Raw genomic sequence first — 22607 nt, forward strand, 5'->3', positions numbered from 1 at the left:
CCGACGCCGACGCTAGGGTGCCTGGACGGTCATGGTCGGGAGCAGAGCCATGACTGTCCGCATACGCTGGGATGAGCGATGCCCCGCGGGATGCGACCGGGGCGGCCGGGAGGGGAGGGACGGCGATGCGGGTGGAGGCCGGCGAGCGGGAGCGGTATCGGCTGATCGTCGAGACGCTACGCGGGCGCCCCTTCGCCACGGTGCGCGACCTGATGGCGGTGCTCGACGTCTCGCCGGCGACGGTGCGGCGCGATATCGCCAAGCTGCACGAGCGCGGCGAGATCCGGAAAGTGTTCGGCGGCATCGCCGCCGCCAGCCCGGTCTCGGAGCGGCTGTCGGCCAAGCCCTTCCAGGAAAACAGCGTCCTCAACGTCGAGCGCAAGAAGGCGATCGCGGCCGAGGCCGAGAAGCTGTGCCGCGACGGGGATTCCATCATCATCCATGGCGGAACCACCTGCTTCCTGTTCTCGCAGCGGCTGGCCGAGCGCAGTCTCAAGATCTACACCAATTCCATGCCGGTGGCCTCGACGCTGTGGGATCACGGCATCTGCCATCTCGTGCTGGCCGGCGGCGAACTGCATCGCGAGTCGGGCATCGTCTTCCCGCACCAGGACCGCGAGGCGGACTTCTACGCCTCCAAGTTCTTCGTCGGCGCCCAAGGCATCGGCGCCGACGGCCTGATGGAATCTCATCCGCTGACGGTGCGCGCCGTCGCCCGCCTGGTCGAGCAGGCCGACGAGGTCGTGGTGCTGGCCGATTCGACCAAGTTCGCCATCCGGGCCCGTCACATCGCGCTGTCGCTGTCGCGCGTCGGCACGCTGGTGACGGACCGGGGCTTGAGCGCTGCGGACCGGGACATGCTGATCGCGGCCGGCGTCAAGGTGATCATCGCCGGTCCGCCGGACGGGCAGGGCTGAGCGATCCTCCGGTCTCGCCGGAGGACGGCCATGTCGCGCGGGTGCGGCTGCCGGGACACACCCAAGCGGAAATCCGGTTAGCACCCGTTAAGTTTCACCGCTTAGTTTGCTATGCATGTGAGGCGCCGGAGGAACGGCGTCTGCCGTTCTGGATGACCCGGATGCCGCGCCCGACACGCCGCCTTTTCCGTCCTGCCATGATGGTTGCGGCGCTGCTGGCGCTGGCCTCCTGCTCCTCCATCGAGAATGCCGGCATGCAGAGCGCCCGGGGCGACTACGCTGGCGCCGGGCTCGGCGGCGACGAGCCGCACCAGTTCCCGGTGCACGGTATCGACGTCTCGAAGTACCAGGGCAAGATCGACTGGGCCGCCGCATCCAAGGGCGGCGTGCGCTTCGCCTGGATCAAGGCCACCGAAGGCGGCGACCGCAACGACGACATGTTCCGCACCAATTGGGACGGCGCCCGTGCGGCCGGCATCCCGACCGGCGCCTACCACTTCTATTATTTCTGCCGTCCGGCGGCCGACCAGGTCGCCTGGTTCAAGACCCATGTGCCGCCGGCCCGCGACGCGCTGCCGCCTGTGCTCGACATGGAGTGGAACCCGGACTCGCCGACCTGCAAGATCCGCCCCCCTGCCGACCAGATCCGGTCGGAGATGCGGGTGTTCCTGCGCGAGATGGAGGCGTTCTACGGCAAGAAGCCGATCATCTACACCACGGTCGACTTCCATCGCGACGTGCTGCCGGGCGAATTGAACGAGTATCCCTACTGGGTGCGCTCGGTGAAGGCCCATCCGTCCGCGCGTTACAGCGGCCGCAGCTGGGCCTTCTGGCAGTACACCGCAACCGGCTCCGTCCCGGGCGTGCGCGGCAAGGTCGACCGCAACGTCTTCGCCGGCTCGGAGAAGGACTGGCAGGCCTTCATCAACCAGACGCCGAACCCAACCGAGACGATCATGCCGGTGAGCATCGTCGACTAAGCAGGTTCTCTCGAACCTGCTTACACTTGCAAGTTTGAGCAGCATTGATTTCGCATTGAAAATGCCAAATCAAGCGTGGCGAGAGCCACCGGAAGCTGCTTTGGCCGCAGCCTTCAGTCCTGCCGCGCGACGCCGAGCTTGTAGACGCCCTTGAAGTCGTCGGGATCGACGGGCTTGCCCTTGCGATAGATGACGAGGCGGCCCTCCTTGGCCAGCCGGACGGCGACGCGCCGCAGCGGCTGCATCACCGGCCCCCATTGGTCGCCGGCATCGCCGGCGATCCGGCGCGCCACCTCGGTGGGGCTGACGATCCCGTCGGGGCCGCTTTCGGCCAGGAGGCGCAGGATCGTCTCCTCGATCAGGGCGGGGTCGGTCATGAGCGTCAATCCTTCGCGGTGTCGAGGGCGTGCAGCGCCGACGAATCGAACTGCCGCCGCACCATGATCAACAGCACCATGGCCGTCGACGCCAGGAACACATAGGGGCTGATGAACCAGCCGAGATAGCCGAGGGCCAGGAAGAAGGCGCGCTGGCCGCGGTTGAAATGGCCGCCGCCGGCCTTGTTCATGGCCGCGGCGCGGCGCGCCATCGCCTGGGCCTCCGGATCGGTGGGATCGGTCGTGTTCGGCGTCGCCGCGATCAGGATCGCCACATAGTTCATCACCCGATAGGCCCAGGCGAACTTGAAGAAGGCATAGGCGAGGACGATGCTGAGGCCGATGGCCTTGACCTCCCAGGCCGAGGCCGTCGTCGCCTCGGCGAAGGGCAGCGTCGCGAACACCGCGACCGCCTCGTTGGAATAGCGCAGCAGAGAGACGCTGCCGCCGAGCGCCAGCAGCGCCGTCGAGGCGAAGAAGGCCGTGCCGTTCTGCAGCGAGCCCATTACGGTGGAATCGAGGATGCGGACCTCGCGCTCGATCATCTGCTGCATCCAGCGCTCGCGGTAGCCGTCCATCCGGCCGTTCAGCGTCCGGTGCGACAGGCGCGGATGCTCGATGACCAGGCCGTAGCCGAGCCAGACCGCCACGAACCAGCCGGCGGCGATGAAGTCGGCTGTCGTGAAGACGTTCGTCATCCGTCGCTCCTCCCCATGGACGGACGCCCGCCGTCTTGCCCCGGGCCCTTATGCGGCAGGGCGAAGCCCGCCCGCAACGGCCGGCTTCAGAGCCCGATCACGGTTTGCCGCAGGGACGAGGCCGCGCCCTGCCGGGGATGGAGGGGAAAGTCTTGGGCGCCGAAGTCGTCGATTGTGGGCAAGAGGTATAATAGTCTTGCGAATATGACTCCGTCTGCAGATCAGTGTTAGTGACGCCGAACCAGTCTAGGAGGGGTAGCAGGATAGTTCGCGTGTTTGGCGACCGCGAACTGCATCATATCCGGAAACGACGTATGGACGGACGCGGTGGCCAGAGCTATTGTTGGCGCCATCATGCGTCCTGTCCCGATGTTTCCCTACGGTGCCTGCGTGCTGAGCGACCGGGTCAACCTGCCGGAGCCAGGAGGGCATGGCGTTTTGCCGGTGTCGTTGCGCCGGCCCGGCGACCGTGTCCGGAAGCCGGCCGCGGACGGTGGTGAACTGGGCTACGGTGCTGCGTCCTTGTCGGTGGACGCCGCCGTGACATCTCGAAAGCCCTGGTGGGGGGCGGGCCTTGGGGTGGTAGCATGAACATTCGTGTTCAGACGTCGGTCACGATCGAGCGCTTCTGCACCAAGATTCGCAACGCCTTGCTCAATGACGACGTCTACACCCTGCTTGACCAGTGCAGCTTTCCGCTCAACATCGTCGTCGGCGGCCAGACCACGGTGATCGAGGAGCCGACGGCGGCCGAGAAAATCTACGACATGTTCCGCATGTTCTACGATGACATGGGCGTGGCTCGTGTCGAAGCCCAATGGGTCGTCCCCAATCGGCTGTCGCGGGACCATGCGGTGATCGACGTGCTCTGGCGGCTGCTGGACGCCAACGGCATCATGCTCGCCGAGCACGGTACCACCTATATGCTGCGCTGCAATATCGACGGCGCCAAGATCGTCGGCGTCGTGCTGCACCCGGATACGCCGCTGCGCCGTTGCAATGCGTGATGCACGCCGCTGATCCCGTCCATCGAGAATTGTCGTTTGTGCCGGCGGCGGCGCCGGGTCATGGTGCGCCCCGCGCCGGGGCTGCGGCCGGGCCTCCGTCCTGAGAGGCCGGCGGCCGCTGAGATGTCGTGGCCCGGCGGCGCGGGGCCGGCCCCTTCCGGGCTGCGGCCGAGCCTGGAGGACACGCGGTGAAGCTGCTGATCGGCAACAAGAATTATTCGTCCTGGTCGATGCGGCCCTGGCTGGCGGCGAAGATGGCGGGGATCCCCTTCGAGGAAGAGATGGTCTGGCTGCGCCAGCCCGATACATCGAGCCGTATCCGTGCCCAATCGCCCAACGGCCGGGTGCCGGCTCTTGTCGACGGCGGACTGGTCGTCTTCGAATCGATCGCCATTCTCGAATATCTCGCCGAGCGGGCGCCGGAGCTCTGGCCGTCCGACCGCGAGGCGCGCGCCCACGCCCGCTCGATCTGCGCCGAGATGCATGCGGGATTCGTGCCGCTGCGCAGCCGCTGCCCGATGTCGATCAAGCGCAAGCCCGCAGCCATCGCCCTGGAGCCCGATGTCCAGGCCAATGTCGACCGGGTCGTGGCGATATGGGTGGACTGCCGGTCCCGCTTCGGCGAGGGCGGCGACTTCCTGTTCGGTCGCTTCACCAATGTGGACGCCATGTTCGGACCGGTGGTGAATCGCCTGCACGCCTATGCCGTCCCGGTGCCGCCGGTCGTGCGTGCCTACATGGACGCGGTGATGGCGACGCCGGCCTGGCAGGAGTGGGAGAGGGCGGCGCTGGCCGAGGCTCACGTCATCGCCGACGCCGACGCGGTCTGCTGACGGCGAGCCGGCCGAAACCGCTGGACATCGCCCGGGCCTGCTTGATCCGGCCCGTCGATCGTGGGAAGCGGGGGGCTGCACGAGGTCCGGGATCATGGCGTTGCATCTCATCAAGCTCTGCGTCGGCGCGGAGTCGATCGCCGATCTGGAGGAATGGGTCGCCGAGCGCGTGGCGCTGGCCGGCGAGCAGATCCACACCACGAGGATGATGCCCAAGCGCCGCGAGGATATCCTGGCCGGCGGCTCGCTCTACTGGGTGATCAAGGGCGAGCTCAATTGCCGGCAGGCGATCCTCGACCTGCGGGCCGTCGTCGATGCCGAAGGCATCTCCCGGTGCGAGATCGTGCTCGACCCGGCCGTGGTTCCCGTCCATCCGCGCCCGCGCGGTCCGTTCCAGGGATGGCGCTATTTCGAACCCAAGGATGCGCCGCCCGACCTCGTCGGCCCGGCCGGGACGCCCGACGACCTGCCGCTCGAGCTGCAGCGCGAGCTGCGGATGATCGGGGTGCTGTGAGCCGGCAAGCTCGGACTTGTCGGGGCGCGTGACTCGTGCAGCGCAGTCATTCAACGATCGATACGGTATTTTATTACCAATAAATTATCGATGGGGTAGTTGAATCTGTGTGGCAGCTCTGTAATGCGCAGAGTTGAGGAGCATTTCTCTGCGTGATGGCGGTCGATGCGGCCAGATCGTGCTTGCGGAACCGCCGGGAGCATTGCTAGTCTCGAAGCCTCCGTTCGGTTTGGTTCCGGGGTGCCATGGACTTGCCTGCAGATCCCCCAAATCCCCCGGCCATCGTCCAGGCCCAGCTCCAGGCGGCGCCACGCCGCGATCCAGCGATCGCGGTGCAGGAAGAGTTTGACGCCGCGATGCGGTCGGGCACCGCGGCGGCGCTGGATCTCTTCATCCGCCGGCATCCGGACAGTCCTCTTGCCGCCGAGGCGCGGCGGGCGCTGCACAAGCTGCGGCAGAGCGGTCGATGACCCCTGTCGCCTCGTCCGATCGGATCTCAAGCCACATCCATGAATGAACGCGCGGCGATTCAGGAGCCCGAGACATGCCTTTGACCACGACCCAGGGTGCGACCGGCGACCGCAACATCAATGGGGTATTGAGCGGCTATAAATGGGGGATTACGACCCTAGCCTACGCCTTTCCGACCCTGGCCTCGCAATATGGCCCCAACTACGGCGATGAGACGCTGCCCGGCAACTGGGTCGGCCCAATCTCGAACGCCGCCCAGCAGAGCGTGCTCAAGGCCTTTGCGGCAATCTCGTCTTTCACCAACCTGAACTTCACGCTGACCTCCGACCCCGGCACGGCCCAGTTGCGCTTTGCCGAATCAAAACCGGCGTATCCCACTGCCTATGCCTATTATCCCAACGGGCAGCCCCAGAGCGGCGACGCCTGGTTCAGCACCAACTATGCCGAATATCGCTCGCCCAAGCTCGGCGATTACGGGCAACTGACGATCTGGCATGAGCTTGGCCATGCGCTCGGCCTCAAGCACGGGCATGAGACGGGCGGCCCTGCCAATGTGGCGCTGACGACGGACCGGGACTCCATGGAGTTCTCGGTCATGACCTACAAGTCCTATGTCGGCGCGGACTCGACTGCGGGCTACCAGAACGAGCAGTTCGGTTATGCCCAGAGCTACATGATGTACGACATCGCCGCGCTGCAGGAGATGTACGGCGCCGACTACACCAGCAATGCCGGCAACACCACCTACACGTTCTCGGCCACCACCGGTGAGATGTTCATCAACGGCGTCGGGCAGGGGAGGCCGGGCAACGGCAATGGCGGTTCGTCCAACCGCGTCTTCCGCACCATCTGGGACGGCGGCGGCGTCGACACCTACGACTTCTCCAACTATGCGAACGCCCAGACCATCGACCTGCGCGCCGGCAACTGGTCGAAATTCTCGAACCTCCAGATCGCCAATCTGGGCGATGGCCATTACGCCCGCGCCAATGTCTTCAACGCGCTGATGTTCCACGGCGACAAGGCGTCGCTGATCGAGAATGCCATCGGCGGCAGCGGCAGCGACCAGATCAAGGGCAATCAGGTCGCCAACGTCCTGACCGGCAACGCCGGCAACGATAAGCTCTACGGCTTCGAGGGCAATGACACGCTCAACGGGGGCGCCGGCAACGATTATCTCAGCGGCGGCATCGGAACGGACACCGCCACCTATGCCACCGCCACGGCCGCGGTGAAGGTCAGCCTGGCGATCACGGCCGCCCAGAACACGCTCGGTGCCGGCACCGACACCCTGGTCTCGATCGAGAACCTGATCGGCTCGAAGTTCAACGACACGCTGACCGGCAACAGCGCCGCCAACACCCTGACGGGGGGCGCCGGCAACGACCGGCTGGATGGCGGTGCCGGCATCGACACGGCCAGCTACGCCACCGCGACCGCGGCGGTGAAGGTCAGCCTGGCGATCACGGCCGCCCAGAACACGCTCGGTGCCGGCACCGACACCCTGGTCTCGATCGAGAACCTCCTCGGCTCCAAGTACAACGATACGCTCACCGGCGATGCCGGCAACAACCTCATCAACGGCAGCCTCGGCAATGACACGCTGAACGGCGGCGGGGGACACGACAGATTGGTCGGCGGGGCCGGTGTCGACACCCTGACCGGCGGCACCGGCAACGACACCTTCATCTTCGCCAGGGCGAGCGAGTCGACGCCGACGCAACGCGACACCATCACAGACTTCGTCCACGGCACCGACAAGATCGACCTCACCGGTCTCTATGCCGGCACGCTCCACGTCATCTCCGGCGACTTCACCCATGCGGCCGGCCAGGTGCATGTCGTGGCCAGCGGCGCCGACCGCGTCGTCGAGGCCGACCTCGACGGCAACGGCACGGCGGATTTCGCCGTGCTGATCAAGGGCGCGGTGACGCTGACCGCATCCGACTTCCTGCTGTAGGCCGCGGCCAGCGGCCGGACCGGCCTTGCCCGGCCCGGCCGTTTCGGCTGGAGTTGGGGCCATGGCCCGCTTCGCACCCGGCCATATTGACGGCGCAGCGTCAGGCATGTTCCTTGAGCCTATGATGACACCCCAGGCCAAGCGCCGCGCGAACCCGCTTTCGCTGCCGAACATTCTGACCTATGGCCGCATCGCCGCCGTGCCGGTGGTGGTGTTCTGCATGCTGTGGCCGACGGATCTGTGGGTCCGCTGGGTGGGGTTCGCAGCCTTCGCCGCCGCGGCGATCACCGACTACTTCGATGGCTATCTCGCCCGGGCCTGGGGACAGCAATCCTCCCTCGGGCGGATGCTCGATCCGATCGCCGACAAGCTGCTGGTCGCCGCCAGCCTGATGATGCTGGCCGCCGACGGCACCATCGCCGGCTCGTCGCTCTGGGCGGCGCTGATCATCCTGTGCCGCGAGATCCTGGTCTCGGGCCTGCGCGAGTTCCTGGCGGAGCTGCGCGTCTCGGTGCCGGTGACCTGGCTGGCCAAGTGGAAGACCACGGCGCAGCTGGTGGCGCTCGGCTTCCTGCTGGCCGGCCCGGCCGGCGAACGCGTGCTGCCCGGCACCACGATGATCGGCCTCGTCCTGCTGTGGATTTCCGCGGTGCTGACGCTGTATACCGGCTATGATTATTTCCGCAGCGGCGTGCGGCACCTGATCGAGGACGGAGCGTGAAGATCCTGTATTTTGCCTGGCTGCGCGAGCGCGTCGGCTTCGGCGAGGAGATGGTCGATCCCCCGGCCGGCGTCGAGACCGTGGCCGAGCTGATGCAATGGCTCGCCGGCCGCAGCGAGGCCCACGCCCACGCCTTCGAGAACCGGAAGGTGGTGCGGGCGGCGATCGACCGCGTGCATGTCAAGCCGGCCGCGCCGATCGCCGGAGCCGGGGAGGTGGCGTTCTTCCCGCCGATGACCGGAGGCTGAGATGTCCGTGCGTCTGCAGCGCGAGGCGTTCGACATCGGCGCCGAGGTGGCCGCGCTGACGGCGGGGCGCACCGATATCGGCGCCGTCGTCACCTTCACCGGCATCTGCCGGGCCGGCACGGGCGACGCGCGCATCGCCGCCATGACGCTCGACCATTATCCGGCGATGGCCCAGGCGGAGCTGGAGCGGATCGAGGCCGAGGCCCTGCAGCGCTGGCCGTTGCAGGGCGCGCGCGTCATCCATCGCTTCGGCCGGCTGACGCCGGGCGAGGTCATCGTTCTCGTCGTCACCGCCTCCGCGCACCGCCAGGCGGCGTTCGAGGCGGCGGAGTTCCTGATGGATTTCCTCAAGACCCGCGCCCCGTTCTGGAAGCTGGAGGAGCGGGCGGACGGGGAGGCCGCCGCCTGGGTCGACGCCCGCGATGCGGACGACGAGGCGGCGGCGCGCTGGGACAGGCCCTGACGGATCATCGCACCTGCTGCAGCGCGATCTCGCCGACGCCGACGGCGATGTTGAGGCCGGTCTGGCCCGACACGGACAGGGGCTGCAGCGCCACCGAGTTCTGCGAGCCGCCGACCAGCACGTTGGCGCCGAGCCCGGCCACCAGCGTCGCCTGGGCGGTCGCGCCGACATAGGTGCCGCTCAGGCCCTGGCGGTGCCTGCCCGGCTCGAACACCGCCCAGACCAGGGTGCCGCGCTTGGTGGCGCCTATGTCGAGGCCGAACTTCCTGATGGAGCCGGTATAGGTCTCGCGCCTGCCCCTGCCCGGCTTGAACGTGCAGGTCAGCGTCTGCTTGGAGGTGATGATCAGGCCGATGCCGGCCGAGACGTCGCACACCAGCGTCCCGGTCTTGACGCGGGCCTGGGCCGCCGGGACGGCGGTAAGCGTGGTGGCCGCGAGCACGGCGGCGAGAGCGGCGGATTTGGCGAAAGGCGTCATGGCATTCTCCGGACTTGCAAGGCCCGCGCCTGCGGACCGTCGGCATTTCTACCGAAGGAACGGTCGAAACGCGACGGGATCATGGTGTTCCGCGCGTCGATTCCGACGCTTTGCTTCTGGTCCACAAGGGCCGGCAAAATGCGGTCCCTCCTGTCCGCGCCGAGCACGGATTGCGCCCCGGCGCCCCTGAGGCGATGCAGCCGCCATGCAAGCCGCGACGCCGAGCACCCGGGATCGATACGGACGACCGCAGGACGGCGGCGGCCGGCGACGCCGCGGGTTCAGGTCCCCGCCCGCCGCGGCGGGCTGGCGGCGTCATCGTCCCTTGCGTCAGGCGGCGGGAATCACCGCGGATTGAAAGCGACGGGGATTGCGTCCATGCTGAGGTGGGCGGACAGGGCCGCCACGCCCGTGGCCGCGCTGACAGGGGGAAGCAGTCATGGATATTCTGATCAATCTCATCGCCGGCGCCATCGGCGGCAACGCCTCGGGCGCCGCGCTCAAGCAGTTCGACATGGGGGCTCTGCTCAACACCATCGCCGGGGCGGTCGGCGGCGGCGTGCTCGGCCAGATCCTCACCGCGCTGATCCCGGTGCTGCAGAGCGGCAACCTCGACCTCGGCTCGATCGTCGGCCAGCTGGTCGGCGGCGGCGCCGGCGGCGTGATCCTGCAGATCATCGCCGGCCTGATCAAGAACAAGATGGCTTCCTGACGCCGGACCGGCGCAGACGAACCCGGGCGCCGCCGCGGGGCTGCCCGCGGCGGCGGCGCGTCATCGGGCTTCGATCGCGGCCGGCGCTGCGGCATGCCCGGCCTGGGCCGGCTTCAGCGAGGAGGCTAGCAGCAGGATGGCCAGGACCAGGGCCACGCCGGCGACGATGCCGGTCATGACGTCGATGGTGACGCCGGCCGAATCGTCGGACTTGTTGGCCGGTGATGCGCCGAAGATGTTGGAAAGACGCATGGCGCGGCTCCTCTGAGGATGTTGTCTTCGCATGCCGGGGTTAATGGACGGTGCAGACGCCACCTGCATTTGCACCTGTCGCCGCTTGCTCCCGTGCGACATCGCACGGGGCGAAGGCCTTGCTGTTCCGCCGGCGTGGCGGCAGTGCTAGGTCTGGCCGGAGCGAGGGAGGTGCCGGCATGAGCCACGGTGCGACATTGCGGTGCATGGTCGCCCTTCTCGGCCTCGTCCTGCTGGCAGGCGTGGCCGAGGCGGCCGGCCGGGCGGCGCTGGTGATCGGCAACGGCGCTTATCGCAATGTGACGCCCCTGGTGAACCCGGCCAACGACGCCGAGGACATGGCCGCTTCGCTCGGCCGCATGGGCTATGCCGTCACCCTGGTGCGCGACGGCGACCTCGCGGCGATGAACGACGGCCTGCGCGCCTTCCTGCGCAACGCCGACCGGGCCGACGCGGCGCTGGTGTTCTATTCCGGCCATGGCGTCCAGGTGAACGGCCGCAACTATCTCATCCCGGTCACGGCCAGCATCGCCGACGAGCTCGACCTCGACACCCAGGCGCTGTCGCTCGACAAGCTGATCGACCTCCTCGACAGGGCCGGGCCGAAGGTGCGCGTCGTCATCCTCGATTCCTGCCGCGACAATCCGCTGGCGCGCACGCTGGTGCGCGGCGCCGGCAGCCGCGGGCTGGCGCGCATCGATCTCGACGCCGCCTCGGCCAAGGGCACGCTCGTCGCCTTCGCCACCGCACCGGGCTCGGTCGCCCGTGACGGCGACGGCCGCAACTCGCCCTTCACCCACGCGCTGCTGGCCCATATGGAGGCGCCCGGCCTCGACATCCGGCTGTTGTTCGGCAAGGTGCGCGAGGATGTCGACGTCGCCACCCAGGGCGCTCAGACACCGTGGGTGAACGAGGCCATCATCGGCTCCTTCTCCCTCTCCGGTACGGCCGCGCCGGCGCAGCCCCGGCCCGTGGCCCTGCAGGCGTCGACCGAGCCCCCGCTCGAGCCCGGGCTGAAGCAGGTGGCCGTCGCCCCAATGGCCGTCCCCGCCGCTCCGAGCTTTCCATGCGACGGGCGCCTCAACCCGATCGAACGCCGGATTTGCGCCAGTCCGGCCCTGGCGACGCTGGATCGGGCCATGGCCGACGCCTATTCGAGCCAGTGGCAGCAACTCGCCGGCCTGGAGCGCAAGCGCTTCGCCGACGGGCAGTTGCGCTGGATCGCCGAACGCGATGCCTGCGGCGACGATGCCGCTTGCCTGGAGGAGCGTTATCGCCAGCGCGTGGCGGCGCTGGGATTGAGGATATCGGGCCTTCCGGCGCTCGGGCTCGACGCGGCGTCGGCGGGCAACCCCGGGCCGAGCTTCCCCTGCGACGGCCGGCTTACCCTGGTCGAGGCGCGGATCTGCGCCAACCCGTCGCTGGCCGACCTCGACCGCCGCCTGGCTTCCGCCTATGGCGGGCAGGCAGCCGGCCTTGACGGCTCCGGCCGCAAGGGCCTGGCCGCGGACCAGAAGCGCTGGGTCGCCCGGCGCAACGCCTGCCGGGACGAAGCCTGCATCGCGGCGCGCTACCGCGAGCGCCTGGCGGATTTCGGGGCGCGGTGACGGCGGTCGCCGTTCGGCCGGCCCTCATCTGTGCTTGAGCAGGCCAAGCTGCTCGCGCCGCATCCAGCGCCATGTCAGCAGCACCGCGACCACGGCGAGGCCGCTGGCGAGGCCGATCCAGATGCCTTCGCCGCCGAACCCGAGCGGGAAGGCCAGCACCAGCGCCAGCGGCATGGCCAGGCCCCAATAGCCCAGGGCGGCGAAGATCATCGGCACGCGCGTGTCGTGCAGGCCGCGCAGCATGCCGGCGCCGGCCACCTGGGCGCCGTCGGCGATCTGGAACATGCCGGCAAAGGCGAGGAAGACGGTGGCGTAGGCGATCACCGCGGCGTTGGCGGGATCGGCGAGGTCGACGAACAGGCCGATCAGCAGCCGCGGCGCGACCAGCATGGTCAGGGCGGTGAGGGTCATGGCGCCCACGGCCATAGCATAGGCCGTCCAGCCGGCGCGACGCATGCCCTCCGGGTCGCGGGCCCCGTAGAACAGGCCGACCCGCACGGTGGCGGCCTGGGCCAGGCCCAGCGGCACCATGAAGGAGACCGAGGCGATCTGGATGGCGATGGCGTGGGCGGCGAGTTGGGCTTCGCCGATCAGGCCCATCAGGAAGGCGGCGGCGTTGAACACCGTCACCTCGAAGGTCAGGGTCACGCCGATCGGCAGGCCGAGGCGCCACAATTTGCGGAAGCGCGGCCAGTCCGCCTGCCACAGCCGCCCGAAGGCGTGGTAGCGGCGCAGGCGCCGGTCGAGCGCGATCACCAGGGCCAGCGTGCCGAACATCACCCAGGTGGCGATGGAGGTGGCGATGCCGGCGCCGACCAGTCCGAGGGCGGGCAGGCCGAGCTTGCCGAAGATCAGGCTCCAGGCGAGCAGCGCATTGACCAGGATGGCGACGACGCCGGCCCAGACCGCCGGGCGCGGCCGGCCCAGCGCGGCCACGAAGGCGCGCAGCACGATATAGCCGAGGAACGGCGGCAGCGACCATTGCAGCGCCCGCATGTAGCGCGCCGCCTCGCGCGCCAGCGCCGGTTCCTGGCGCAGCGCCAGCAGGATCGTCTCCGTCGCCCACAGGGCGATCAGCGCCGGGATCGAGACGGTCGCGGCGGCCCACAGGCCCTGGCGCAGGGTGCGGCGCACGTCGCGCACGGAATGGGGCATGCGGCCGATCTCCGAGGCGACCATGGGCGCCACGGCGGCGACCAGGCCGATGCCGAAGATCATGAAGGCGAAATAGAGGTTGGTCGCCAGCGTGCCGGCCGCCAGGGCCTGCGGTCCGAGGCGTCCCATCAGCATGATGTTGGTGGTGGTCAGGGCGACCTCCACCAGCGTGGTCAGGATCATCGGCCAGCCGAGCGCGAAGGTCGCGGCGATCTCGCTGCGCCACGCGCCATTGCGTCCGGGCGATGACATGGCGATATCGGACATCGGGACCTTGGTTTCCTGCATGGGGTGCCGGGATCGGGAGACGCGAATGCCCCGGCGTGGAGGCCTCCGCGCCGGGGGAGAAACGATCCTGCCGGGATCTTCGGGGCCGGACGGCCGGGCCTGCCCCGGGCAGGCCGTCCGACGAAAGCTATGCCGTCTTGGCCGGGATCGAGCGGTGCTCGATGTTGGGCAGGAAGACGGCGAGAAGGCCGATCGCGGGCAGGAACGAGCAGACCTTATAGACGAAATCGATGCTGGTGTGATCCGCCAGCTCGCCGAGCGCGGCGGCGCCGAGGCCGCCCAGGCCGAAGGCGAAGCCGAAGAACAGGCCGGAGATCAGGCCGACCTTGCCGGGCACCAGCTCCTGCGCGAACACGACGATCGCGGAGAAGGCCGAGGACAGGATGAAGCCGATGATCACCGCCAGCACGCTGGTCCAGAACAGGTTGGCGTAGGGCAGGGCAAGGGTGAACGGCAGCACGCCCAGGATCGAGCCCCAGATCACGTATTTGCGGCCGAACCTGTCGCCGATGACGCCGCCGAGGATCGTGCCTGCCGCCACGGCGAACAGATAGACGAACAGGTGCAGCTGCGCCGACTGCACCGAGACGCCGAAACGGTCGATCAGGTAGAAGGTGTAGTAGCTCGACAGCGAGGCGAGGTAGACGAACTTCGAGAACATCAGCGCGATCAGCACCGTGATGGCGATCACCACGGTGGTCTGCGACACGTTCGGCGCGGCCAGGACGGGGCGCGGCTTGCCGGCATTGGCGCGCCGGTGCGCCGCGTACCAGTTGCCGACCCGCCACAGGATGAGCATCGCCAGCAGCGCCACCAGCGAGAACAGGGCGATCGAGTGCTGGCCGAGCGGCAGCACGACGAAGGCGGCGAGCAAGGGGCCGATCGCCGAGCCCATGTTGCCGCCGACCTGGAAGACCGACTGGGCGAAGCCCGGCCGGCCGCCGGAGGCCATGCGGGCGACGCGCGAGGACTCAGGATGGAACACCGAGGAGCCGACGCCGACCAGCGCGGCGGCCAGCAGCACCGTGATGAAGTTGGGAGCGAAGGCGAGCAGCACCAGGCCGGTGAGGCTGAGGCCCATGCCGATGGTCAGCGAATAGGGCTTGGGCCGGTGATCGGTGTAGAGGCCGACCAGCGGCTGCAGCAGCGAGGCGGTCAGCTGGAACGCCAGCGTAATCAGCCCGATCTGTCCGAAGGTCAGCGAGAAGTTTTCCTTCAGCATCGGGTAGATCGCCGGGATCAACGACTGGATGAGGTCGTTGAGCATGTGCGAGACGCTGATGGCGGCAAGAATAGCGTAAACGGTTCCCTGTGCGCCGGCAGAGGAAACGGGGTGGCTCAGGGCGGCCTTGGACGTCATCGGATTACCAGGCCCGCGGGGCTGCGCAGGCGACGGACCGCGTGGCGCGGTGCATTGCGAGGAAGCGCGAGCCTTCCGCGCCATCATCTCATCTATCCGATGCCGGCGATCCCGCAAACCGGATCTCCGTGATGCCGTCCATCAGGTTTTTTGATCGATTGGACGAGAAGCGGTGATCGGCAGCCGCGGCCGCGAGAAAACCGGCCGGGGGGACGCTCGGTTGTTCAGGATCGGCCGTCCAGGCGGCGGGTGCGGCGCAGCTCCGGGAACCAGAACCACCAAAGCACCGCCACCGCGACGGTGCCGACGCCGCCGAGCACCACCGCCGGCACGGCGCCGATCAGCCCGGCCGAGATGCCGGCCCGGAACTCGCCGAGCTCGTTCGAGGCGCCGACGAACACGCCGTTGACCGCATTGACCCGGCCGCGCACCGCATCCGGCGTCCAGACCTGGATCAGGGTTTCGCGGACATAGACGCTGACCATGTCGAAGCCGCCCATCGACGCCAGGGCCAGCACCGAGAGCCAGACGAGGCTGGAGGCCCCGAACACGGCGGTGAACAGTCCGAACAGGGCGACGCAGGCGAACATCGCCACGCCGGCATGATCGCGGATGGGATGGCGCAGCAGCAGCGCCGCCACGGCGATGGCGCCGATGCCCGGGGCGGCGCGCAGCAGGCCGAGGCCCCATGGGCCGACCTCGAGGATGTCGCGGGCATAGACCGGCAGCAGCGCGCTGGCGCCGCCGAGCAGCACCGCGAACAGGTCGAACGAGATCGCGCCGAGCACGATCTTCTGGCCCCAGATGTAACGAAAGCCCGCCAGGATCGTCTCCAGCGTCGGCTTCTCCTTCAGGCTGCGCTGCGCCGGCTTGGGGATCAGCGTGGCGATCCCGGTCGAGACTGTCAGCATGGCCAGCGCCGTGCCGTAGGCCGCGTCGGCGGACAGGCCGTAAAGCAGGCCGCCGACGACCGGGCCGACCACCGTGGCGATCTGCCAGGAGGAAGTGCTCCAGGCGATGGCGCCGGCGAGGTCCTCTTGCGGCACCAGGTTGGGCAGCAGCGATTGCTGGGCAGGCCCGAAGAAGGCGCGCATGACGCCGAGCAGGATCAGCAGCGCGAAGATGACGAGCACGTCCTGGCCGCCGGCGATGGTGAAGGCGAGCAGCCCGAGCGCGCACAGCGCCTCGCCGGCCAGGCACAGCGTCATGATCCGCCGGCGATCGAAACGGTCGGCCACGGCACCGGTGACCAGCACGAGCAGGAAGCCGGGCAGGAATTGCACCAGGCCGATGATGCCGAGATCATAGGGATCGCGCGTCAGGTCGTAGACCTGCCAGCCCACCGCCACGCTTACGATCTGCACGGCGAAGCTGGCGAGGAACCGGGAGGCCCAGTAGCGAGCGAAGCCGCGATGGCGGAAGACGCCGGCGCGCGGCGTGGAGGCGTCGTGTATCGTCCGATGGCGGGCTGGGGGAGACGAGAAGGACAGGCGGTCCGTTTCTAGGCGCATCACCCCGGACGCGCAACCCGCCGGCCTGTCACCGGGGCGTCATCGCTGCATGGGAGATGGCGCGTTTCCCCGCAACCGTCGACGGGACGCCCGCCATGACCGCCAAGCTCGGCCTCCAGCCTTCGATCGATCCGACCGCCACCGTGCTCGATTGCGAGCTTGGCCGCTATACCGAAGTCGGGGCGCGCACCCGCGTGATCGAAAGCTCGATGGAGGATTATTCCTACGTAGCGAGCGACGCCGACATCATCTACAGCCGCATCGGCAAGTTCTGCTCGATCGCCGCGCACACGCGGATCAACCCGGGCAACCATCCGATGCAGCGGGCGAGCCAGAGCCATTTCACCTATCGCGCATCAGTCTATTTCGAAGGCGAAGCCGACGAGGCGGCGTTCTTCGACTGGCGCCGCTCCCACGCCGTGACCATCGGCCACGACGTCTGGATCGGCCACGGCGCCGTAGTGCTGGCCGGCCGGTCGATCGGCGACGGGGCCGTCATCGCCGCCGGCGCGGTGGTCACCAAGGATGTCCCGGCCTACGCCGTCGTCGGCGGCAACCCGGCCCGGCCGATCCGGCGTCGCTTCGACGAGGCCGTGGCCGGGCGGCTGCAGCGGCTGGCGTGGTGGAACTGGGACCACGAGCGCCTGCGCCGGGCGCTGCCGGATTTCCGGGGCCTGCCCGTGGAGGGGTTCCTGGAGCGGTACGAGCGCTGAACGCCCGCCTCTACGGCTTTCAGCCGAACAGCCGGTCACCCTGCTCGTCGATGATCTGGCGGCCCTTGGAGAAGGAGAATTGCACCGCATCCTCCTGGGACGCGTGGCGATCGGCGCGGATGAACTTGTGCTCCTTCTTCACGCCGTCGATCTCCTTGGTGATCAGGCCGGCGGTCTGGAACTGGCCGTTCTCCTTGAAGGGCGTGGCGCGGACCACGAAACCCTTGTGCTCGATCTCGGCCTTGACGGCCGGCTCCGCGGGACTGGCGCTCTTGCCGCCGCCGAACAGGGATTTGAGGAAGGACATGGTGCGGCTCGCTCGTGGTGTGGTGTCGGAATCCGACGATCTCGCGAGAGAATAGCGGCTTGCGAGGGGCGGGCCAATGGCGCTGTTGCCGGATGCTGCCGCCGATCACCGGTTCAGCCGGCAGTCATCTTCGGCATGCGAAAACGGACCGTCGGCCCGGACCGGACGGGCGGCAGGCGCCGCCGCCGATTGGCGGGAACAGGAGGTTTTCTTGATGGATTTGCCTGGATCGAGCTGGATCCGCTCGGGGCTTTTGGCGATCGGGGTGTTGATGTCGGGTCTCTCGTCCGCCGCGGCGGACGAGGCGTTCACGACCGGCGACGTCAATCTCCGCACCGGGCCCGGCACCGGCTACGCCCGGATCGTGACTTTACCGGAGGGCACCGCCGTCGATGTCGAGACCTGCACCGGCGGCTGGTGCAGGGTGCTCGCCGGCCGCACCGTCGGCTGGGTGTCGCAGAGCTATCTCGGCGGAGGGTATCGCCCGCCGATCGTGGTCCAGCCGCCGGTGGTCGTGCCGCCGCCGGTGGTGGTGACGCCGCCGCCGATCTATGTCGAGCCGCCCTATTACCGGCCGCCGCATTACCGGCCGCCGAACTGGAACCGGCCGCCGCCGCATTGGAACAGGCCTCCGGGCTGGAAGCCGCCGCCCGACTGGAACCGCCCGCCGCGGCCGAAGCCCCCCGTCGTGCGCCCACCGCGGCCCGAGCCGCCGATCGCCCGGCCGCCGCGGCCCAAGCCTCCAGGCGTGCACCCGCCTCGGCCAAAGCCCCCCGTGGTGCGCCCGCGCCCATCGCGCCCGGCGTTCGCGCCGAACACCTGACGGCCCCCGCGACGCGCCGTCCATGACATGAAAAAGGCGGGGCGCGAGCCCCGCCTTTTGACCATCGCGATGGCCGGACGTCAGTTGTCGAGGAAGCTGCGCAGCTTGCGCGACCGGCTGGGGTGCTTGAGCTTGCGCAGCGCCTTGGCTTCGATCTGGCGGATGCGCTCGCGCGTCACCGAGAACTGCTGGCCGACCTCTTCCAGCGTGTGGTCCGTATTCATGCCGATGCCGAAGCGCATGCGCAGCACGCGCTCCTCGCGGGGCGTGAGAGAAGCCAGAACCCGCGTCGTAGTTTCGCGCAGATTGCTCTGGATCGCCGCATCGATCGGCAGGATCGCGTTCTTGTCCTCGATGAAATCGCCGAGATGCGAATCCTCCTCGTCGCCGATCGGGGTCTCCAGCGAGATCGGCTCCTTGGCGATCTTCAGGACCTTGCGCACCTTCTCCAGGGGCATGGCCAGCTTCTCGGCCAGTTCCTCCGGCGTCGGCTCGCGCCCGATCTCGTGCAGCATCTGGCGCGAGGTGCGTACGATCTTGTTGATCGTCTCGATCATGTGCACGGGGATGCGGATGGTGCGGGCCTGGTCGGCGATCGAGCGGGTGATCGCCTGCCGGATCCACCAGGTGGCGTAGGTCGAGAACTTGTAGCCGCGGCGGTACTCGAACTTGTCCACCGCCTTCATCAGGCCGATATTGCCCTCCTGGATCAGGTCGAGGAACTGCAGGCCGCGATTGGTGTACTTCTTAGCGATGGAGATGACGAGGCGCAGGTTGGCCTCCACCATTTCCTTCTTGGCCTGCCGTGCCTCGCGCTCGCCCTTCTGCACCATGTGCACGATCTTGCGGAACTCGATGATCTCGAGGCCGGTCTCGGTGGCGAGGTTGTGGATGTCCTCGCGCATCGCCTTGATCGTGTCGAGCTCGGCGGCGACGAACTCCTTCCAGCCTCTGGAGCCGAGCTTGGAGACGCGCAGGATCCACTTGGGATCGAGCTCGGAGCCCTGGTAGGTCTTGAGGAAGTCGGTGCGCTCGACGCGATAGCTCTCGGCCAGTCGCATCAGCCGGCCCTCATAGCCGATCAGGCGCTTGTTGATGTCGTAGAGCTGCTCGACCAGCGCATCGATGCGGGCCTGGTTGAGCGACAGCGACTTCACGTCCGAGACGATCTGGTCCTTCAGCGTCTTGTACTTGCGCTCCTGGGCGGGGCTCAGCCGGGCATTCTGCAGGCGCTGCTCGACATTGACGTCCTGCAGGCGGCGCAGCTTCTTGTAGTTGTCGGCGATGTTGTCGAAGGTCTCCAGCACCTTCGGCTTGAGCTCCGCCTCCATGGCCGAGAGCGACACGTTGTTCTCCATGTCGTCCTCGTCCATCTCGCCGTCCATCGGCGGCATGGCGTCGTCCGTCTCGCCCTCGGCGGCGGCCTCTGCGCCTTCGCCGGAGGAGACCGGGGCGTTCTTGCCGTCGGGACCGGCATAGGTCGCCTCGAGGTCGATGATGTCGCGCAGCAGGATCTTGCCGTCGTTGAGCTCGTCACGCCAGATGATGATGGCCTGGAAGGTGAGCGGGCTCTCGCACAGGCCGGCGATCATCGCCTCGCGGCCGGCCTCGATGCGCTTGGCGATGGCGATCTCGCCCTCGCGCGACAGCAGCTCGACCGTGCCCATCTCGCGCAGGTACATGCGCACGGGATCGTCGGTGCGGTCGGCCGGTTCCTTGGTCGTGGTCTCGGTGCGGGCCGGCGTGCGGGTCTGCTGCGCCTCGACGAGGTCGCCACCCTCCGCCTCCTCCTCCTCGCCGGGGGCCTCCTCGCGCTCGCGCTCGTCGTCGTCCGTCTCCTCGGTCTCGACGACGTTGATCCCCATCTCCGAGAACATGCCGAGCACGTCCTCGATCGTGTCGGGATCGACCTTGTCGGAAGGCAGGACGTTGGCGATCTCTTCCTGCGTGACGTAGCCGCGCTTCTTGGCGCGCTTGATCATGGCGCGAACGGCAGCGTCCGAAAGGTCGAGAAGCGGGCTGTCCTTGTGCGGCTCGTCGCCTTCCGGCGTCTCGTCCTTCTCGGGGGGCTTTGTCGCCATTCCGTGTCTCCTCAAGTCCTTCGACGCTGAACGAGCCTACGCCAAAAAGGGCAGCACCCGTCCCCCGGAGCCGCCCGCGTGGTGCCTATACACTTAGACGGTCAAAAATTAAACCGCCCTTAACCCTACGAAGTCTGCGTCACATCGACATCGTCTCATACCGATCCGCGCCTGCCGCGGCCGGACGATGCGCCGAAACCTTCGATCGTTGCCTCGACGCCTTCCATCGTGGCGATCTGTGCCTTGATGGCGGCCAGGTGAGCGAAGTTCTCGTCGGTAAAATCCCGTTCGAGCGCAGCAGTGGCGAGCTTCAACTCCCTATGTAGCGTTCGCGCCTTGCGATGCAAGGTGACGACATGTGCAAAAGCCTGCTCGACATCGTTTTCAGCGGCATCGGGCCGCACCCACCAATGCATGTCGGCCGCCAGCCGCTCGAGGATGCGGGCAAAGCCCTCCGCCTCGAGCCGGGGCAGGAGGGAGGCGGTCTCGCGGATGTCTTCGGCCGCGCAGTCGACCAGGCAGCGGCGCAGCCGATCGGCGTCGGCATTGTCGAATTCGAGTTCGGCCAGGGCCTCGCAATGGCGCTCCAGCAGGAAGGGGTGGCCGACCACCACGGCCAGGATCAGGGCCTCGCGCGCCGGCAGGGCGCTGCGGCCGCCGCGCATCAGCGCCCCCTCGCGCACGCCGGGAGTGACGAGCTGGGCAATCGGCGGTGAGGGGCCCGCGCGCCCCTCACGCGGGCGGCCCTTGCGGGGGCCATCGCCGGCGGGCGAAAGGCCCTGGCGGGCCGGCGGGCCGAACAGCGCCTTGAGCCGCCCCTCCATGTCGGCGCGGTAGTGCCGGCGCACCGTCTCGTCCTTGATCGGAGCGATCGCCTCCATCAGCCGGCGCTCCAGCGCCGCGCGGCGCTCGGGGGTGGTGATGTCACCGCTCTCGGTCTCCCGCGCCCAGAGGATGTCGGAGAGCGGCCGGGCGGCGCGCAGCACATCCTCGACCGCGCCCGTGCCGGCCGAGCGGACCAGTTCGTCCGGATCCTGGCCTTCCGGCAGCAGGGCGACGCTCAGCGTCTTGCCGGGGCCGACATGGGGCAGGGCGACGTCGAGAGCGCGCCAGGCGGCGCGGCGTCCGGCCTTGTCGCCGTCGAAGCACAGCACCGGCTCTTCGCTCATCCGCCACAGGAGCTCGAGCTGGTCCTCCGTGAGCGCGGTGCCGAGCGGGGCGACGGTGTTGGAAAAGCCCGCCGCGCTCATCATGATGACGTCGACATAGCCCTCCACCGCGATCACGCCGCCCTTCTTGTGCGCGGCCTCGCGGGCGCGGTGGTGGTTGTAGAGGCAGGACCCCTTGTGGAAGAGCGAGGTCTCGGGCGAGTTCAGGTACTTGGCCTGCGCCTCCTTCGCCATGGCGCGGCCGCCGAAGGCGATGGTCTTGCCGCGCGCGTCGTGGATCGGGAACATGATCCGCTCGCGGAAGCGGTCATAGGGCACCTGGATGTCCTCGGCGTGGATCAGCAGGCCGGCCTCGATCATGGTGTCGCGATCGACGCCCTTGCCGGCGAGATGGTCGCGCAGCGCGAACTTCTCGTTGGGCGCAAAGCCCAGGCCGAACTCGGCCTGGATCGCCGGCGTCAGGCCGCGATCGGCCAGATAGCCGCGCGCAGCCGCGCCTTCCCGGGCATGCAGCCGGCTCTGGAAGAACTTCGCCGCCATCTCCATCGCCTCGTGCAGCGTGGCCCGGCGCTCCTCGCGGCGCACGTCCTCGGCGGTGCTCTTGGGCAGCTCGACGCCCGCTTCCCCGGCCAGGCGCTCGACTGCCTCGGGGAAGGGCAGGCCCTCCGTCTCCATCAGGAAGCGGAAGATGTCGCCGTGCTGGCCGGAGGAGAAGCAGTGGTAGAAGCCCTTCTGGTCGTTGACATAGAAGGAGGGCGTCTTCTCGGCCTGGAACGGCGAGAGCCCGCGCCATTCCCGCCCCTGCTTCTTCAGCTTGACCCGCCGCCCGACCACCGTGGAGACCGGCAGGCGCGCGCGTATCTCATCGAGCAGGGACGGCGAGAATTTCATGGCTCTAATGTGAGGCGGCGACAAAGCTTGGCAAGCGCCGCGGTCCCCAGGATCGCGGCGCTTCGTCGCAA

Annotated in this window: 24 protein-coding genes; 14 read left to right on the forward strand and 10 right to left on the reverse strand. The window is 68.3% G+C overall.

What is annotated here, in order from left to right:
- Positions 1-125: 125 nt before the first annotated feature.
- Positions 126-917: a DeoR/GlpR family DNA-binding transcription regulator gene (locus AC27L4_RS23410; protein ID WP_487144804.1), complete on the forward strand. Its 792-nt coding sequence runs from the start codon at positions 126-128 to the stop codon at positions 915-917.
- Positions 918-1078: 161 nt separating this feature from the next.
- A complete protein-coding gene (locus AC27L4_RS23415; RefSeq protein WP_487144806.1) occupies positions 1079-1897 on the forward strand; it encodes a glycoside hydrolase family 25 protein in 819 nt (272 codons plus the stop codon).
- A gap of 113 nt (positions 1898-2010) precedes the next feature.
- Here AC27L4_RS23415 and AC27L4_RS23420 read toward each other — a convergent pair whose 3' ends face one another.
- Positions 2011-2274: a DUF3253 domain-containing protein gene (locus tag AC27L4_RS23420; RefSeq protein ID WP_487144808.1), complete on the reverse strand. Its 264-nt coding sequence runs from the start codon at positions 2272-2274 to the stop codon at positions 2011-2013.
- Positions 2275-2279: 5 nt separating this feature from the next.
- A complete protein-coding gene (locus AC27L4_RS23425; RefSeq protein WP_487144809.1) occupies positions 2280-2972 on the reverse strand; it encodes a DUF599 domain-containing protein in 693 nt (230 codons plus the stop codon).
- Positions 2973-3559: 587 nt separating this feature from the next.
- On the opposite strand from AC27L4_RS23425, the gene AC27L4_RS23430 reads away from it, so the two are divergent.
- The 8 genes from AC27L4_RS23430 to AC27L4_RS23465 all read left to right on the forward strand — a co-directional run bounded on the left by AC27L4_RS23430 (position 3560) and on the right by AC27L4_RS23465 (position 9189).
- Positions 3560-3979 carry a hypothetical protein gene (locus AC27L4_RS23430; protein WP_487144811.1) on the forward strand — a complete coding sequence of 140 codons (420 nt, stop codon included), beginning with the start codon at positions 3560-3562 and terminating at the stop codon, positions 3977-3979.
- 188 nt (positions 3980-4167) lie between these two features.
- On the forward strand, positions 4168-4812 hold the full coding sequence (locus AC27L4_RS23435; protein ID WP_487144813.1) for a glutathione S-transferase family protein: 645 nt from the start codon (positions 4168-4170) through the stop codon (positions 4810-4812).
- 94 nt (positions 4813-4906) lie between these two features.
- Positions 4907-5326: a DUF1489 family protein gene (locus tag AC27L4_RS23440; RefSeq protein ID WP_487144815.1), complete on the forward strand. Its 420-nt coding sequence runs from the start codon at positions 4907-4909 to the stop codon at positions 5324-5326.
- A 245-nt stretch (positions 5327-5571) separates the two neighbouring features.
- Positions 5572-5796, forward strand: a complete 225-nt coding sequence (locus AC27L4_RS23445) for a hypothetical protein (protein ID WP_487144816.1) — start codon at positions 5572-5574, stop codon at positions 5794-5796.
- Between the two features lie 74 nt (positions 5797-5870).
- Positions 5871-7757 (forward strand): M10 family metallopeptidase C-terminal domain-containing protein, encoded by a 1887-nt coding sequence (locus AC27L4_RS23450; RefSeq protein ID WP_487144818.1) that lies wholly within the window; start codon positions 5871-5873, stop codon positions 7755-7757.
- 121 nt (positions 7758-7878) lie between these two features.
- Positions 7879-8478, forward strand: coding sequence for a CDP-diacylglycerol--glycerol-3-phosphate 3-phosphatidyltransferase (pgsA, locus tag AC27L4_RS23455; RefSeq protein ID WP_487145241.1), 600 nt, complete (start codon positions 7879-7881; stop codon positions 8476-8478).
- Positions 8475-8726: a molybdopterin converting factor subunit 1 gene (moaD, locus tag AC27L4_RS23460; protein ID WP_487144819.1), complete on the forward strand. Its 252-nt coding sequence runs from the start codon at positions 8475-8477 to the stop codon at positions 8724-8726. The genes pgsA and moaD overlap by 4 nt, the downstream gene beginning before the upstream one ends.
- 1 nt (position 8727) lies before the next feature.
- Positions 8728-9189 (forward strand): molybdenum cofactor biosynthesis protein MoaE, encoded by a 462-nt coding sequence (locus tag AC27L4_RS23465; protein ID WP_487144820.1) that lies wholly within the window; start codon positions 8728-8730, stop codon positions 9187-9189.
- Positions 9190-9193: 4 nt separating this feature from the next.
- Here the strand turns inward: AC27L4_RS23465 and AC27L4_RS23470 are convergent, their stop codons facing one another.
- A complete protein-coding gene (locus tag AC27L4_RS23470; RefSeq protein ID WP_487144822.1) occupies positions 9194-9667 on the reverse strand; it encodes a DUF992 domain-containing protein in 474 nt (157 codons plus the stop codon).
- A gap of 439 nt (positions 9668-10106) precedes the next feature.
- On the opposite strand from AC27L4_RS23470, the gene AC27L4_RS23475 reads away from it, so the two are divergent.
- A complete protein-coding gene (locus tag AC27L4_RS23475) occupies positions 10107-10379 on the forward strand; it encodes a hypothetical protein (protein WP_487144824.1) in 273 nt (90 codons plus the stop codon).
- Positions 10380-10439: 60 nt separating this feature from the next.
- Here the strand turns inward: AC27L4_RS23475 and AC27L4_RS23480 are convergent, their stop codons facing one another.
- Entirely contained in the window at positions 10440-10631 is a 192-nt protein-coding gene (locus AC27L4_RS23480) for a hypothetical protein (protein WP_487144825.1), read from the reverse strand.
- A gap of 179 nt (positions 10632-10810) precedes the next feature.
- Between AC27L4_RS23480 and AC27L4_RS23485 the strand changes: the two genes are divergently transcribed.
- Positions 10811-12238: a caspase family protein gene (locus AC27L4_RS23485; protein WP_487144826.1), complete on the forward strand. Its 1428-nt coding sequence runs from the start codon at positions 10811-10813 to the stop codon at positions 12236-12238.
- 24 nt (positions 12239-12262) lie between these two features.
- Here the strand turns inward: AC27L4_RS23485 and AC27L4_RS23490 are convergent, their stop codons facing one another.
- From AC27L4_RS23490 to AC27L4_RS23500, 3 genes are all read right to left on the reverse strand, one after another.
- Positions 12263-13645, reverse strand: a complete 1383-nt coding sequence (locus AC27L4_RS23490; RefSeq protein WP_487144827.1) for an MATE family efflux transporter — start codon at positions 13643-13645, stop codon at positions 12263-12265.
- Between the two features lie 163 nt (positions 13646-13808).
- Positions 13809-15041, reverse strand: coding sequence for an MFS transporter (locus AC27L4_RS23495; RefSeq protein WP_487144828.1), 1233 nt, complete (start codon positions 15039-15041; stop codon positions 13809-13811).
- 224 nt (positions 15042-15265) lie between these two features.
- Positions 15266-16552: an MFS transporter gene (locus AC27L4_RS23500; protein WP_487144830.1), complete on the reverse strand. Its 1287-nt coding sequence runs from the start codon at positions 16550-16552 to the stop codon at positions 15266-15268.
- Positions 16553-16647: 95 nt separating this feature from the next.
- On the opposite strand from AC27L4_RS23500, the gene AC27L4_RS23505 reads away from it, so the two are divergent.
- The gene (locus tag AC27L4_RS23505) at positions 16648-17265 is read left to right on the forward strand and encodes a DapH/DapD/GlmU-related protein (protein ID WP_487144832.1); all 618 of its coding nucleotides are present in this window, start codon (positions 16648-16650) and stop codon (positions 17263-17265) included.
- 19 nt (positions 17266-17284) lie between these two features.
- Here AC27L4_RS23505 and AC27L4_RS23510 read toward each other — a convergent pair whose 3' ends face one another.
- Positions 17285-17572 (reverse strand): HlyU family transcriptional regulator, encoded by a 288-nt coding sequence (locus tag AC27L4_RS23510; protein ID WP_487144834.1) that lies wholly within the window; start codon positions 17570-17572, stop codon positions 17285-17287.
- A gap of 214 nt (positions 17573-17786) precedes the next feature.
- Between AC27L4_RS23510 and AC27L4_RS23515 the strand changes: the two genes are divergently transcribed.
- The gene (locus tag AC27L4_RS23515) at positions 17787-18395 is read left to right on the forward strand and encodes an SH3 domain-containing protein (RefSeq protein ID WP_487144836.1); all 609 of its coding nucleotides are present in this window, start codon (positions 17787-17789) and stop codon (positions 18393-18395) included.
- 80 nt (positions 18396-18475) lie between these two features.
- On the opposite strand, the gene rpoD is transcribed toward AC27L4_RS23515, so the two are convergent.
- Positions 18476-20476 carry an RNA polymerase sigma factor RpoD gene (gene rpoD / locus AC27L4_RS23520; RefSeq protein WP_487144838.1) on the reverse strand — a complete coding sequence of 667 codons (2001 nt, stop codon included), beginning with the start codon at positions 20474-20476 and terminating at the stop codon, positions 18476-18478.
- Between the two features lie 155 nt (positions 20477-20631).
- On the reverse strand, positions 20632-22536 hold the full coding sequence (dnaG, locus tag AC27L4_RS23525; RefSeq protein WP_487144839.1) for a DNA primase: 1905 nt from the start codon (positions 22534-22536) through the stop codon (positions 20632-20634).
- Positions 22537-22607 lie beyond the last annotated feature (71 nt).

The organism is Labrys sp. Lb11, assembly GCF_057554225.1.